At 37.0% G+C, this 13,925-nt stretch carries 16 protein-coding genes and 1 pseudogene; 13 read left to right on the top strand and 4 right to left on the bottom strand.

What is annotated here, in order from left to right:
• Positions 1-336 precede the first annotated feature (336 nt).
• Entirely contained in the window at positions 337-798 is a 462-nt protein-coding gene (locus CXY28_RS07980) for a sialic acid-binding protein (RefSeq protein ID WP_100980388.1), read from the bottom strand.
• Between the two features lie 27 nt (positions 799-825).
• On the bottom strand, positions 826-1,248 hold the full coding sequence (locus tag CXY28_RS07975) for a DUF1104 domain-containing protein (RefSeq protein WP_001254635.1): 423 nt from the start codon (positions 1,246-1,248) through the stop codon (positions 826-828).
• 264 nt (positions 1,249-1,512) lie between these two features.
• Between CXY28_RS07975 and CXY28_RS07970 the strand changes: the two genes are divergently transcribed.
• The 5 genes from CXY28_RS07970 to CXY28_RS07950 all read left to right on the top strand — a co-directional run bounded on the left by CXY28_RS07970 (position 1,513) and on the right by CXY28_RS07950 (position 6,339).
• Positions 1,513-2,145 (top strand): LysE family transporter, encoded by a 633-nt coding sequence (locus CXY28_RS07970; RefSeq protein ID WP_100980386.1) that lies wholly within the window; start codon positions 1,513-1,515, stop codon positions 2,143-2,145.
• A 68-nt stretch (positions 2,146-2,213) separates the two neighbouring features.
• Positions 2,214-3,959 (top strand): DNA polymerase III subunit gamma/tau, encoded by a 1,746-nt coding sequence (locus tag CXY28_RS07965; protein WP_100980384.1) that lies wholly within the window; start codon positions 2,214-2,216, stop codon positions 3,957-3,959.
• Positions 3,956-4,357: a tRNA (adenosine(37)-N6)-threonylcarbamoyltransferase complex ATPase subunit type 1 TsaE gene (gene tsaE, locus CXY28_RS07960; RefSeq protein ID WP_001201278.1), complete on the top strand. Its 402-nt coding sequence runs from the start codon at positions 3,956-3,958 to the stop codon at positions 4,355-4,357. The genes CXY28_RS07965 and tsaE overlap by 4 nt, the downstream gene beginning before the upstream one ends.
• 12 nt (positions 4,358-4,369) lie before the next feature.
• Complete coding sequence (lptB, locus tag CXY28_RS07955; protein ID WP_000353241.1) at positions 4,370-5,092, top strand: LPS export ABC transporter ATP-binding protein; 723 nt, start codon at positions 4,370-4,372, stop codon at positions 5,090-5,092.
• 2 nt (positions 5,093-5,094) lie between these two features.
• A complete protein-coding gene (locus CXY28_RS07950) occupies positions 5,095-6,339 on the top strand; it encodes an RNA polymerase factor sigma-54 (RefSeq protein ID WP_100980382.1) in 1,245 nt (414 codons plus the stop codon).
• Between the two features lie 11 nt (positions 6,340-6,350).
• Here the strand turns inward: CXY28_RS07950 and CXY28_RS07945 are convergent, their stop codons facing one another.
• Together CXY28_RS07945 and CXY28_RS07940 are read right to left on the bottom strand one after the other, a co-directional pair.
• Positions 6,351-7,055 carry a Fic family protein gene (locus CXY28_RS07945; RefSeq protein ID WP_100980380.1) on the bottom strand — a complete coding sequence of 235 codons (705 nt, stop codon included), beginning with the start codon at positions 7,053-7,055 and terminating at the stop codon, positions 6,351-6,353.
• Positions 7,055-8,275, bottom strand: coding sequence for an HD domain-containing protein (locus tag CXY28_RS07940; RefSeq protein ID WP_100980378.1), 1,221 nt, complete (start codon positions 8,273-8,275; stop codon positions 7,055-7,057). The genes CXY28_RS07945 and CXY28_RS07940 overlap by 1 nt, the downstream gene beginning before the upstream one ends.
• Positions 8,276-8,694: 419 nt before the next feature.
• Between CXY28_RS07940 and CXY28_RS07935 the strand changes: the two genes are divergently transcribed.
• From CXY28_RS07935 to CXY28_RS07900, 8 genes and pseudogenes are all read left to right on the top strand, one after another.
• Positions 8,695-8,961: a hypothetical protein gene (locus CXY28_RS07935; RefSeq protein WP_050825290.1), complete on the top strand. Its 267-nt coding sequence runs from the start codon at positions 8,695-8,697 to the stop codon at positions 8,959-8,961.
• Entirely contained in the window at positions 8,961-10,082 is a 1,122-nt protein-coding gene (locus tag CXY28_RS07930) for a site-specific integrase (RefSeq protein ID WP_100980375.1), read from the top strand. The genes CXY28_RS07935 and CXY28_RS07930 overlap by 1 nt, the downstream gene beginning before the upstream one ends.
• Entirely contained in the window at positions 10,079-10,294 is a 216-nt protein-coding gene (locus CXY28_RS07925) for a hypothetical protein (protein WP_100980373.1), read from the top strand. The genes CXY28_RS07930 and CXY28_RS07925 overlap by 4 nt, the downstream gene beginning before the upstream one ends.
• A gap of 1 nt (position 10,295) precedes the next feature.
• Entirely contained in the window at positions 10,296-10,604 is a 309-nt protein-coding gene (locus tag CXY28_RS07920) for a helix-turn-helix domain-containing protein (RefSeq protein ID WP_100980371.1), read from the top strand.
• Entirely contained in the window at positions 10,601-11,560 is a 960-nt protein-coding gene (locus CXY28_RS07915; protein WP_100980369.1) for a helix-turn-helix domain-containing protein, read from the top strand. The genes CXY28_RS07920 and CXY28_RS07915 overlap by 4 nt, the downstream gene beginning before the upstream one ends.
• A gap of 195 nt (positions 11,561-11,755) precedes the next feature.
• The gene (locus tag CXY28_RS07910) at positions 11,756-12,025 is read left to right on the top strand and encodes a hypothetical protein (RefSeq protein WP_100980368.1); all 270 of its coding nucleotides are present in this window, start codon (positions 11,756-11,758) and stop codon (positions 12,023-12,025) included.
• 9 nt (positions 12,026-12,034) lie between these two features.
• Positions 12,035-13,210, top strand: a complete 1,176-nt coding sequence (locus tag CXY28_RS07905) for an ATPase domain-containing protein (RefSeq protein WP_100980366.1) — start codon at positions 12,035-12,037, stop codon at positions 13,208-13,210.
• Positions 13,207-13,791: pseudogene (locus CXY28_RS07900) on the top strand (CHC2 zinc finger domain-containing protein); the annotation flags it as partial. The gene CXY28_RS07905 and the pseudogene CXY28_RS07900, both read left to right, overlap by 4 nt.
• Positions 13,792-13,925 lie beyond the last annotated feature (134 nt).

The following is a 13,925-nucleotide window of genomic DNA, read 5'->3' as shown; positions in this document are numbered from 1 at the left end:
ATCGTTTTTTTCGTTTTTTTCATAAAATGTTCCTTAAAGTAATGTTTTATTGCAAAAAATGTATCAAAATGAGAATTTATTTACAATGCGTTTAATTTTACCACAAATTTATTGGATTTCAAAAAAAAAGGATTTTGGGGTATTTTAACTTATTTATCTTTGAAGTGTTGAATTTTGTAACGATAAAATTATCTTTTGAATTTTATAAGCAATATTTAATAAGAACAGAATTTTGATAACGCTTAACAGAACGCATTTATCCCAAACGCCAAAAGCGTTCAGGATTTCTGCTTAAAGGGTTTGAAGCTTTGATAGAAAAAGTGGTGTGGTTAAGCTTTATTTCTCATTTTCGCCATGATCATTGTGATCGTGGTCTTTTTTGCCTTGTTCTTTGTCATGCCCTTTGCCATGTTTATCATGACCACCGTGTTTATGGTGTTTGTGCATTTTCCCATGCTTGCATGATCTCAACCCAAAATCATCATCCATGTCCTCCATGTTGCCTTTTTTAAGCGCTTCTTTAATGGCTTTTTGGCGGGCTTCAAAATCCGCTACGGTCATGCTGTCTGTGTTTTTAATCGCGTATTCATGCAATTGCTTATGGAACGCCTTTCTCTTGTCTTCAGGCATTTTTTTCATGCGCATTTTCAACTCTTTTGTGTAATCCACAATATCCTGCGGAGCGACAACGCCAGCCATTTTAGCCAAATCTTCATCGCTTGTTTTGCTGAAATCTTTGGCGTTCAAAGCCACAAATAACAACGCGCTAACAGAAAGTATTTTCAACGCTTTTTTCATATTTATCCTTTTAAATTAAATTTTGTCTCACTTAGGAGAGCAATGTTCGTCTTTTTTCTTAACAGCCCTACACCAAACTTTTCTCGTATCGCCGCTGCAAACGCTCACATTAAGCCCTTTTGCCTTAATTTCTTCAGCGCTCAAACCTTTGGTTTTTTCTTCTAATTCTTTACGCACTTCTTCACGCATTTTTTTGAAATCCTCTTCGCTCATTTTGGAAAGATTCTTCCTAGCGATCCGGCTGAAATTCGCGCGGAATTTCTTAGCGTCCTCAGCGTTTAAAGCTTTAAGGCGTTTAGACACTTCCATGCGATAATCAATCGCTTCATTAGAAGGCAGAGTGCCTGCTAATTTTAAAAGTTCTTCGTTTTTGAGTTGCGAAAAATCCCTAGCGCCTAAAACCTGTAATCCAAGCAAAGCTAACAGGCAAAAAGCCAAACTCCTTCTCATTCCCAATTCCTTGTTGTCTAAATTTTTGCCGCATGACGACAGCAAATTTTGGCATTCTACCATGTTAATTTTAACTTATTCTCAAATACCGCTAAGAATAGTAAAAATGGGGTTTTTAAATTTTGTATAGCCATTGTGTCATCATTTAACTTTTATTTATAAAGGTCGTTTTAAACCCTAAAATTTTAAAATACCATTTTGAATGATTGGTTTGTATGGCGTTGGTAGTTTTTGGCTTATTTTGAGTGAAAGGATTTAAGCAAGATGTTTGTGGTTTTTATAGAAGGTTTTGGTTTAGCGATTTCTTTGTGCGCGGCGGTGGGGGCGCAATCCTTGTTTATTGTGGAAAGGGGGATGGCTAGGAATTATGTGTTTTTGATTTGCGTTCTGTGTTTTATGTGCGATATTGTGTTAATGAGCATGGGCGTGTTTGGCGTGGGGGCTTATTTTGCGAAAAACCTTTATTTGAGCTTGTTTTTGAATTTATTTGGGGCGGTTTTTACCGGATTTTACGCTTTTTTAGCTTTAAAAACCCTTTTTCAAACCTTTAAAAAAAAGCAAGTCCAAACCCCCAAAAAATTATCCTTAAAAAAGACCTTATTATTCACTTTAGGCGTTACTTTACTCAACCCTCAAGTGTATTTGGAAATGGTGTTTTTAATTGGCGCGAGCGCTTTGTCTTTTGATTTGGTGCAAAAATTTGTCTTTCTGGCCGGCACTTTATCGGCGGCTTTTTCTTGGCTTTTATTGTTATGTACCCTGTCCTTACGCTATGGCTCCAAACTTTTAAACAATCAAAAAATCTTTATGGGGGTGAATCTCTTTGTAACCGCTATCATGGGAACGCTCAGCGTTACTTTATTCAGGGATTTTTTAGCGTTATTGAGTAAAACCTAAAAAGGGGCTAGTTTTAAGTCATTTTGCATTACAATACTTCTAAATGAGTTTTAAGGATTACAACCAATATGCAAGTTTTAGCGTTAAAATACCGCCCCAAACATTTTAGCGAGCTAGTCGGTCAAGAGAGCGTGGCTAAAACGCTTTCTTTAGCCCTAGACAACCAGCGTTTGGCTAACGCTTATTTATTCAGCGGGTTAAGAGGTTCAGGCAAAACCAGCTCTTCTAGGATTTTTGCTAGGGCTTTAATGTGTGAAGAAGGGCCAAAGGCTGTGCCTTGCGATACTTGCATCCAATGCCAGAGCGCTTTAAACAACCACCATATAGATATTATAGAAATGGACGGAGCGTCTAATAGGGGGATTGATGATGTCCGTAATCTCATAGAGCAAACGCGCTACAAACCAAGCTTTGGACGCTATAAAATCTTTATCATTGATGAAGTGCATATGTTCACAACCGAAGCGTTTAATGCGCTTTTAAAGACTTTAGAAGAGCCTCCTAGCCATGTGAAATTCCTTTTAGCGACAACAGACGCTTTGAAATTGCCCGCTACCATACTCAGCCGCACCCAGCATTTCAGGTTTAAAAAAATCCCTGAAAATTCCGTTATTTCTCATTTAAAAACCATTTTAGAAAAAGAACAAGTGAGCTATGAAAGTAGCGCGTTAGAAAAACTCGCTCACAGCGGGCAAGGGAGTTTGAGGGACACGATCACTCTTTTAGAGCAAGCCATCAATTATTGCGATAACGCTATCACAGAAAGCAAAGTGGCTGAAATGTTAGGAGCGATTGATAGGAGCGTTTTAGAAGATTTTTTCCAAAGCCTAATCAACCAAGATGAAGCGCGATTGCAAGAGCGTTATGCCATTTTAGAAAATTATGAAACCGAGAGCGTTTTAGAAGAAATGATGCTTTTTTTGAAAGCGAAATTATTAAGCCCTGATTCTTATTCCATTCTTTTAATAGAGCGCTTTTTTAAAATCATTATGAGCAGTTTGAGCCTTTTAAAAGAAGGGGCTAATGCCAGTTTTGTGCTGTTGTTATTGAAAATGAAATTCAAAGAAGCTTTGAAACTCAAAGCCCTAGACGATGCGATTTTGGAATTAGAGCAAACCCCTTTCAATCAAAGCCCTAGCATAAGCTATAGTGCCCCTAAACAAGAATTTAAAAATATAGAACAAAGAGAACAAAGAGAACAAATAGAGAACATAGAAAAAAGAGAGAACGCAGAAGCCCTACAAACTCCCATGTTTTCAGCTAAAGATCGCATTTTTCACAACCTTTTCAAACAAGTCCAAACATTGGTTTATGAGCGCAACTACGAGTTAGGGGCGGTGTTTGAAAAAAATATCCGTTTCATTGATTTTGACAGCCAGACTAAAACCTTGACTTGGGAGTCTTTAGCCGCTGATAAAGATAAGGAGCTTTTAAGAGAACGATTTAAAATCGTGAAAGGTATCGTTGATGGGGTTTTTGGCAAGGGCGAAAGCATCAAAATCGCTTTAAAAAATCATTTGGAAAATAAAAGCACTCCAGAAGGAACTAAAGAGGTTAAAGATTTTAAAATTTCTTCTTTAAGGGAAAAAATCTTACCCCAACCAACCACCGAAACGACGGCTGAAATGCAAGAAAAAGAGGTTCAAAAAAACGAGATTAAAGAAAAAGAAACTAAAGAAAACGACACTAAAGAGGTTCAAGAAATCCAACTAAAACAAGCCCCTACAGCCTTGCAAGAATTTATGGCTAATCATTCCAATCTCATTGAAGAGATTAAGAGCGAGTTTGAAATCAAAAGCGTGGAATTGTTATGAGAGCGCATTTAGACGAGTTGGACAAAGTGGCTGCTGCAATTTTAAAAGATGATTTTAAGGGGGTGGTGCTTTTAAAGGGCGTTGTGGGGAGCGGTAAAACGACTTTGGTTCAAGCGTGCTTGAAACGCTTGGGTTTAGACATTCAAGCGACTTCGCCAACTTTTAGTTTGATGCATGCTTATAGCGAAAGCGTGTTTCATTATGATTTTTACATGCGCGATTTAGAGGCTTGCTTGGAGCTTGGCATGTTGGAGTGTTTGTTAGAAAAGGGGATTCATTTTGTGGAATGGGGCGATGAAAAATTAGAAAAAATTTTAAAAAAATACGATTTAGCTATTAAGGTTGTGGAAATTAAAACCGAATCAACTAGCCGTTTTTATACGATAAAGATCGCTTAAAGGGTCGCTTGAATGGATATTTTAAAAGCAGAGCATTTAAACAAACAGATTAAAAAAACCAAAATCGTTTCAGATGTTTCTTTAGAAGTGAAAAGCGGTGAAGTGGTGGGGCTTTTAGGGCCTAATGGGGCGGGGAAAACCACCACCTTTTACATGATATGCGGGCTTTTAGAGCCTAGTGGGGGGAGCGTTTATTTAAACGATGTGAATTTAGCTAAATACCCCTTACACAAGCGCTCTAACTTAGGCATAGGCTATTTGCCCCAAGAATCCAGCATTTTTAAAGAATTGAGCGTGGAAGAGAATTTGGCCCTAGCAGGAGAGAGCACTTTTAAAAACTCTAAAGAGAGCGAAGAAAAAATGGAAAGCTTGCTAGACGCTTTTAATATCCAAGCCATAAGAGAACGCAAAGGCATGAGCTTGAGTGGGGGGGAAAGAAGGCGTGTAGAAATCGCTAGGGCTTTAATGAAAAACCCTAAATTCGTATTATTAGATGAGCCTTTTGCGGGCGTGGATCCGATTGCGGTGATTGATATTCAAAAGATTATTGAAAGCTTGATTGGATTAAACATCGGCGTGTTGATTACTGATCACAATGTGCGAGAGACTTTGAGCGTGTGCCATAGGGCGTATGTGATTAAAAGCGGCACGCTTTTAGCGAGCGGGAACGCTAATGAAATTTATGAAAACGCTTTGGTGCGCAAGTATTATTTAGGGGAAAATTTTAAGGTATAGACATGGCGATCTTACGCGCAAACCTTAGCCCTAAAAACAAATTAAACGCCACTTTAAAAGGGTGGCTCCCCATTTTACAAAGCGAGCTTGAAGATTTAGAAGGAGTGTTGAAACAAAACGCCCTAGATAACCCCCTAATCAAAATTGAAAACAAACGCATCAAAAATTTTAGCGATCGTTTTAGCGCTAAAAAGAGCAGCGATCATTTAGAAAATCTCGCAATCGCATCTAAAAGCCTTTTTGAAACCCTAGAAGCTCAAATCATTCCCCCTCTCTTTCCTACTGAAACCTCTCAAAAAATCGCTATGGATATTATCAGCGGGTTGGATAGTGAAGGGTATTTTGAAGAAAACATTGAAGAAAGGGCTAGAATTTTAGGGGTAGAGAGCGAAGTTTATGAAAAAGTGCGCGAGCGTTTTAGTTACCTTAATCCCGCTGGCATTGGCGCTAGAGATGTGAAAGAGAGCTTTTTATTCCAGTTAGAAAGTAGGGAATTAGACGATAATGAGCTTTATGAAGAAGCGCGAAAGATCATTTTAAATTTAGAAAAACACCATGAATTTTCTAAAGATTTTTATTATGAAAAGGCTTTAAAGATTTTAAAATCCTTTAAAAACCCCCCAGCCATTGAGTTTTTAGAAAAAGAAATAGAAGTCATTCCTGAGCTTTTTATTTTAGAAGTGGATGATGAAATCATCGTGCGTTTGAATGATGAGAGCTATCCGACAATCAGTTTAGAAGAAAATCGCTTTGAGAATAGCGATTATTTAAAAGACAAATTAAAAGAGGCTAAAGATTTGATTGATGCGTTAAATTTAAGAAAGGCCACGATTTATAAAATCGGTCTGATGCTTTTAGAGTATCAATACGATTTTTTTAAGGGTAAGGAATTGCGTCCTTTAAAGCTATTAGATTTAGCCAATGAGTTTAACCACTCTGTAAGCACGATTTCAAGGGCCATTTCTAATAAATATTTGGCATGCGAAAGGGGGGTTTTCCCCATTAAACATTTCTTTAGCACCGCCTTAGACAATAGCGAGACTTCAAACGCTGTGATTAAAGACTATCTTTTAGAATTGATCAAAAATGAGAACAAAAAAGAGCCTTTGAGCGACGCTAAGATTTTAGAACTCATTGAAGAAAAATTCCATTTGAAAATGGTAAGAAGAACGATCACCAAATACCGCCAATTGCTCAACATCGCTTCTTCAAGCGAAAGGAAAAAGCTCTATTTGATGCGCGCTTGAAAACCATGATTTTAGGGCTTATTCTTATTGAGTATCATTTGCCCTTGTATGCGTGTGAGTTCAAACTCTTGGGATACTTTGGCGAGTTGGTATAAGCTTTCTGTATTGCGCGTGTCTAAAGCCTTAATGTAAGCCTCTTTTTGTTCTTTGGTGATCACAAATGGTATTAAGTTTTGCTCTAAAACGCTATAAAAGATTAGCATTCTGCCCACCCTACCATTACCATCGCTAAAAGGGTGTATCCTTTCAAACAAAATGTGTTGTTCTAAAATGGCTTTTAGTTTTTCTTCTTTATCTTGTAAGGTCTTCATCTTATAATTGAGGTTATCGCACCATTCTTTCATAGCCATAGGTACTTGAAAATGGGGGGTCGTTTCAAAACTAGCTCCTAAAATGGTATTATCAGTCGTTTTGAAAGCCCCTTTATTAGGGAGTAAAAAATTCATTAAAATCCCATGCAACTCTCTTATAAAAAAACTATCAACGCTTTGTCCTTTATTCAGATTTTCTAATAAAAAAGGGAGCATGTTTTGATAGTTTTTCACTTCAAAGAAAGCTCTTTGGGGCATTTCTCTAGGAATGTATTCGGTGGTTAAAATACTTATAGTTTCAGCAAGGCTCAAAGGATTGTTTTCAATAGCAGTGCTATGATGAGCCATGCGAATGGTTAAATCCATAGCGTAATCGTTAAATTCTAATAATTTTTTATAGTTCATTACTTAAAATCCCTAAACAATTTCCCTAAATCCAAATCAAGTAGTTCTGTTTGGGATCGCAATTCTAAAAGGTTTTGAGCCCCTTTAATCAAATCGTTACTGGAAATGCCATGAGAAAGAGAGATTTGGGCTTCTAAAAACGCGCTCAAATGATCGCACACCTTCAAAAGCTCCCCACAAACCCCAAAATATTCATCGCTGTTATAAAGCGTGAACAATTCTTCAGCGTCTTTAGTGAAAATGATTTTGTTAGACTTGTCTTTGTAGCGGTTTTTAAACTCGTTTTCGGTGAAATATTTCAAATCTTCTTGAACGCCCAAAGAGACAAAAGAATAGACTTTGTTTTGCATTTCCTTTTTTTCAATTTCTTTAATGCAATGATCAAGCCCCGCAACGCTTTGTTTGATGGGTGTGATAATGTCTCGGGTTAAAATCTCGGGTAAATCATGGAAAAGCCCGCCCAAAAAATGATTGATCCGCATGCTTTTACAAGCTTTTAAATCAAAGCTCAACAAATACCCCATAAGCGCCACGCATAAGGTATGCCCTAAAACGCTGGTTTGCGGCACTCTTGGGGTTTGGCTCCAGCGCTTTTGGAAACGCAACTGCCCAAACATGCTCACCAATTTTTTCAGATCTTCTTTTTCCCCAAAAAGCCCTTCAAACAAATGCTCGTTATTGTGGAGTTGCTTGTCAATTTTATCTTTAATTTCTTTCACGCCATACATGTTGGGGTTAAAATGATAAATAATATCAAACTCCCACTTAGACGCATAAAAATGCGCGCTCTCTAAAATTTGAGTTTCTAAAATTTGGGGCCTGTGGCTTAAATACTCTTTGAGCTCCTCTAAAGAAAAATACGTGCTGATTTCATCTTGCAAACTTTGCGCGACATAGGAGGCTAATTCTTGGCTGTGCGTTTGTTGGAGGGCGTAAAAAATAGGGGGTTTAATATCGGTTAAAACCAAGCGCTCCAAAAACTCAAAGCAAAAGAACTTGATTAAAAGATCCAAATCTAAGTCATTACCCCTGTCTTTTAAATCTTTGGCGAGCAAATACGCAATCATCGCTTTATGGGCTTGCTTGTCTAATTCCACAAATTCCAAAGGGCATGCTTGGTCATTCCAGCGCCTAATAGACGCACCCACAAACACACGCCTTAAAAATTGAGTTTTGAGTTTGGGGGCTTTTAGGGGTTTAATAGGATGAGCCACATACATAACTTTCCTTTTTATACTATTTTGAATATTAAAGCTATGATCTTATTAAGAAACATTGATTGGATCGCACAAGTTTGAAAAATTTTAACGCACCACTATCAATACTAACTTAAATCTTATTATACGAAAAAAAGACAAAAATAAGGCTTTTATTTAAAAAAATATTATTTCTATCAATCTAATCACAACAAAAACCAAGCCAATAAATCCCACTAAATCAAAAAAAAGCGGTTACTATAAAGCCCTCTACAAAATAGGGGAAGCGTTTGAAAAAACCATGTTTTTTCCAAACATAAAAACCCAAGCCTACTACTCTTTTACTTGTCTCACAATTACAGATTTTTAAAATAGCTTTTAATAACATTTAATCCACGCGCTCCACGCTTAAAGGGGCGTTAAGGATACAGAAATGGAATAAGATGAGACATAAAAATGAGACAGCTACAAGCTTCAACAAACTTAAGGAAATCACGCTAGCGATACAGGCGCAAAAAAACAGCGTGCAAACTAGCGATACCGCCAACACAAGCGAGATCACAAGCCAAAGCACGCCAAAGCCTAAGGGGACAGTGCGCGCTAAAAAAAGCGCTTTAAAACCCACAAAAAGAGCCTTTAGCGAGCGTCAAAGAACCACGACTAAAAACAACTCACAAGCAAGCGCTGAAGAAAGCCAAAGGGGGCGTTAGTGCATAATCACACTATTTACTTAAGAGGAAACGCCCTCTATTTGAACTACACTAAAAACAGCAAGCGCCACCGAACGAGCCTAAACAAGCTTACTAAAATCCTGAATTTAGAAAACGACAAAGCGTTAGAGTATTTAAAGGGTTTGAGTTTAGAAAAAATTTTAAAAATGCAAAAAGGAGCGTTAAAGCCTAGTGAAAAGCCAAAGCAAGAAAGCCAAAGAACGGCTAAAAAAACTAAAAGCACAACCATAACGCAAGTTAAAGAAAGCTTTTTTAACCAAAAAATAGGGCTTAAGGCAGAAAGCTTACGATTCATGCACTTAAGATTCACCACGATTGTGAAGTTAATGAACATTAAAGAGAGCTCCAAAGTGTCTAAAATCACTAAAGAGAGCGTTATCAATTACCACAATAACGCTTATAAAAAATATAAGAAGAACACTTTGATAAGCCTTAACGCTTTATTGAAAAGTTTTTTAGAGTTTTGCGAACAAGAGGGATATACAGAAAAAAACCCATACTTCAAAATCACAATGAAAAACGCTAAAGAGGGTGAAAAAATCAATCCGTTTAGCTTAAATGAAATCAAAGCGATTCTACAGAGCGCGCCCGATTTAAGATTGAGGGCCTTTTTAACAACAGCGTTTTTTACGGGCTTAAGGACAGGTGAACAATTAGCGCTTTTATGGAGCGATGTCGATTTTGAAAACAAAAAAATCAACATTGACAAATCCTTAAACCTTTCAGGTGTTATCACAAGCCCTAAAAACAAGCCAAGCATTAGGGAAGTGGATCTATTAGAGCCAGTGGAAAAAATCCTAAAAGAGCTAAAAGAAAGCGAACCAAAAAATAAAAAATTTGTTTTCATAGATATGCCCAAGCGTTCAAGCGTATTTCAAAGGCATTTCAAAAAGCTTTTAAAAGCGTTAAACCTAAAAGACCGAAAGCTTTACACCACACGGCACACCTTTGCAAGCTTGATGCTAAGCCAGGGCGAAGAGGCCATGTGGGTTAGTAAAACGCTAGGGCATAAAGATTTAAACACCACTTACAAGACTTACAGCCACTTTATACCACAGCAAGAGAAAGAAAGGGCTAAATTTTTAAAGGGGATACTATGAACGAAAACAGCAACAAGGAGAACACCATGGGGTTATTCCAGTATTTGACTTACAAGATCATCAAGGAAAGCGATGCGGATTTAAGTTTTTTTGATTTCATCCAAAAATTAGAAAAACTCCAAAAAAAGCACACGATCAAATCTAGCGTTTGCAATGTGAGGAATAAGCGCGTAACGAGCTATTCTATCCTACTCAAAAAAAAGGCGGTTTAAAATGGAACAAGAAAAATTACAACCGATCGATTTAGAAGTTTTAAGCGCGCTTTTTAACCAAGCGTATTTACCCAAAACAGCCGACAAGATTTCAAAAGATCTCAACATTGATTACACCTACACGCTTAAGATTTTCAAAAAGCTTGAAAAAAAAGGCTTGTGCAATCAATGGGTCGTTAATAAAAAGAAAGAAAAAGAAACCAAAAACAACTATTACAAAGTTTGTCACCTTAACGATCTCGGTAAGGATTTATGTATCTATTTAAAGGCTTTAAAAGCCGCTAAAAACCACAAAAAGGATCGACAATGAACTACATCCTAAAACAACCCATGAAATACGGTTATACGCAAATCTCTAATGATATCTGCGATGATGAACGAGTCTCTGACATAGCGATAGCGATTTACGCTTATATCAAAAAGCACGCAACCACTTTCAAGCTATGCATTGAAGACATAGCCAAACGATTCAATAGGAGCCTTCCAACCGTTTGCAAATACTTGAACGAGTTGAAAGCTTTAGGTTATATTGAATTTGAAAGAGAGCGAAAAAACGACGGGACATTTGGGAAATTTTTACGATTTTTTTTAAAAAATCATTCCCAAAATCCAAGCGAAAAACAAACCAAAAAACCAGCTCACCTAAATAAAATGATTTTATTTAGGTTAAAACCACAAAAACAAGCCTCTAACGCCGATTATACCGAAGCTCAATCCACAAGCAAAAATTTTTATGCGTTTACCTTAATAAAAGATCAAAATAAACATGAAGATATACGCACGAGTGAAAATTTTTTTAATCAAGAATTTGCAGAAAAAAATCCAGTTTCCAAAGACAAAGAAGATCTAAAAAATCCTAATGAAAATTTTGCTTTTAAAAGTTCAAAAATTAAAAATCCTAGTTTGTTTAATCGTTTTAGCGCGCTTTTTAGCTCTATTTTAGGGAATTTAGACACGAAAAACTTAAAACAATGCGAAAGGTCAGCGTTTGAAGAATTTTTGAATTATCGCAGCGAGAAGCACAAAGTAAGCTATAGCACTAAAAAGGAGTTATTAAAACAAGCCGAAGCCTTGAAAGCGCAAGGGTGCGATTTAGTGGCTTGTATTAATCAATCCATTCGCCGAAACTATAACGAAATCTATGAGGTCATGCATTTTGAAAAGCCAAGCTATAAAAGCGAAGCCAAAAGCAAAGACGACGAAGTCATGGAGCAGTTTGAATATAGCGGATCTAATCCCAAATTTAGCGGTTATTGCATCTGGTAGGTGTGATCATGAAAAGTTGGAATTACAAGCACGCTAACAAGAATTTTAAGCCGAAGGTTTGGACTAATAGCGTGTTACTTGAAAACGGGATTTTACAAATTTTGGAAGCGATTAAAATACTAGAAAACCGATCCCGAAGCATGATTTTAGAACGCTTAATTATTTTTTTCATAGAAACACAGAAAGGAAAGAGCGATGAGAAAGCATGGAAGAAATCACAACGAGCTTATAAAAGAATTCTTACTAACCAAACCGAAAAAAATAAGCTTAAGAGAAAGCAACTTGAAAGAGTTAGAAAGGCTCAAAAGAAAAAACAACTACAAGCTAGCGCAAATCGTCCGTTTAGCTATTTTGAAAGGTCTTAAGCAGTTTGAAAAGGAAAACCTCTTAGTGCATTTGACCTTAAAAGAATTTGATAGCTTTTTAGAGATTTTAGAAGAAAAGAACAACCGAAAGAAACACTAAGGAAACGGCATGGAAAATTTGATAATGAAAAGTTTTTTAGATTATCCGCAACACATAGAGGATTTTTTAGAAGGAATTAGCGTTAAAAGTTTTACGCCCTTTAATCAGAAGCTTATTAAGGTTTTAGTGGACATGAACCATAGAAACCAAATCCCAAGGCTTGAAACCATCAAGATAAGGATCGGTGAAAAGGAATTTGAAAGCGAAGAGTTTAAACGCATCTTAGCCGCCGATAGCTATCCGGATTATTTGAATTTGAAGAGCGATTTTAAAACGCATTTGTGTTTTCAAATGCAAGAACACCTCGCCAACAAACTTAAAGAAGCCACGCGCAGGAGCGAAGTTTTTGATTATGAATTTTTGAACAAATACATTAACTTAGGCATCGTTAGAAATGGAAAATATTTTTTGGAGTGGGAAGAATACTTCAAAAATAAACCTCCTATTGAAAAGATTGAAACCGGAATTAACTTTTTAGACACTATCACAGATGGAGGCATAGAATTAGGGCAAATCGTTTTATTGAGCGGTGATCCTGAAGCCGGTAAAACGCTTTTAGGCGTGCAGTTTTTGATGCATGCGCACCAACAGCACAAAGTAATTTATTTTGGGTTTGAGTTTAGCGTGAGAAAGCATATTGAAACCTTGAAAGACAAGAGTTTTAAGGTTAAAGGCGATCACTATTTCATAGACGATCAAAGTTGCGAGCTTAACGATCTTATTTCTCAAATCCGATCGCTATCCAAAGAAGGGCATAAGGTTTTTTTGATAGATAGCCAAATGAAGATCCAAGCGCCCTCAATAGGAAGGACGATTGAAGAAATAGAAACCTCTAAATTTAGCGCCTTAAGCGAATGTGCTAGAAATTTGCAAGTATTGATCGTTTTCATTATCCAAAACTCTAAAAACGACAGCTACACGCCAACAGGATCACGCAAAGGCGGACATGAAGCGCATTTGATGATCCGCATAGAAAGGCTAAAAAGAAACCAATTGCCAGAAATCAAAGACTTTTACGAGCGCGCCAAGCACAGGCGAGTCTTAATCTTGAAAAACAAGCAAACGGGATTAAGCGGCATTTGCTATTTCAAAAATGTAGATTATCGTTTTTTTGAAATAGAAAACCAACCATTCCCACAACTCCCACATGACGAACATGAGGAGTTTGAAAGAGGTTTGATATGAGAATTAAAAATTTTGAAGTCTTAAAAGAACGCATCCAAATCATGGAAGTTTTAGAAAACTACATCGATCTCTACAAGATCGGAGCCAATTTTAAAGCGCGTTGCCCTTTTCATGATGAACGGACCGCTAGCTTTATCGTAAGCCCTGAAAAAAATATTTTTAAGTGTTTTGGGTGTGGGGTTAGTGGTGATGCATTGAAGTTTTTGCAAGAATACAAAAAGTTAAGTTTCATTGAAGCCGTGGAAGAAGTAGCTGAGATCTATCATTACACTTTAGAATATGAAACCAATGAAAGAACTCACCAAAACGAACGCCTGAAAGAAATTTTAAATTACGCTAACGACCTTTTCAAAGAAAGGCTAAAAAACGAACCGAGAGCGTTAGAGTATTTGACTCATAAGCGTTGGATCAGTTTAGAAATGATACAAGCTTATGATTTGGGTTTTTGCTTGCCTGCAGATTTAGAAGTTTTAAAAGAACGCTTTGAAGTTGATGAATTGATTTCTAGCGGGCTTTTTTCCGACAAAAACGAACAGAAAGAGTTAAAAAGTTTTTGTAATTACCGAATCACAATTCCTTTAACCACCCAAAGCAGAAATCCCAAATATCTTTAGTGTTTGGGATGAATGCTACCAATTCATGGTATCATATCCCCATACATTCGTATCTAGCGTAGGAAGTGCGCAAAGTTACGCCTTTGGAGATATGATGTGTG

This window comes from Helicobacter pylori (genome assembly GCF_002832345.1).
Lineage (GTDB): Bacteria > Campylobacterota > Campylobacteria > Campylobacterales > Helicobacteraceae > Helicobacter > Helicobacter pylori_CP.
This window is presented reverse-complemented; position numbering and strand designations above follow the sequence as displayed.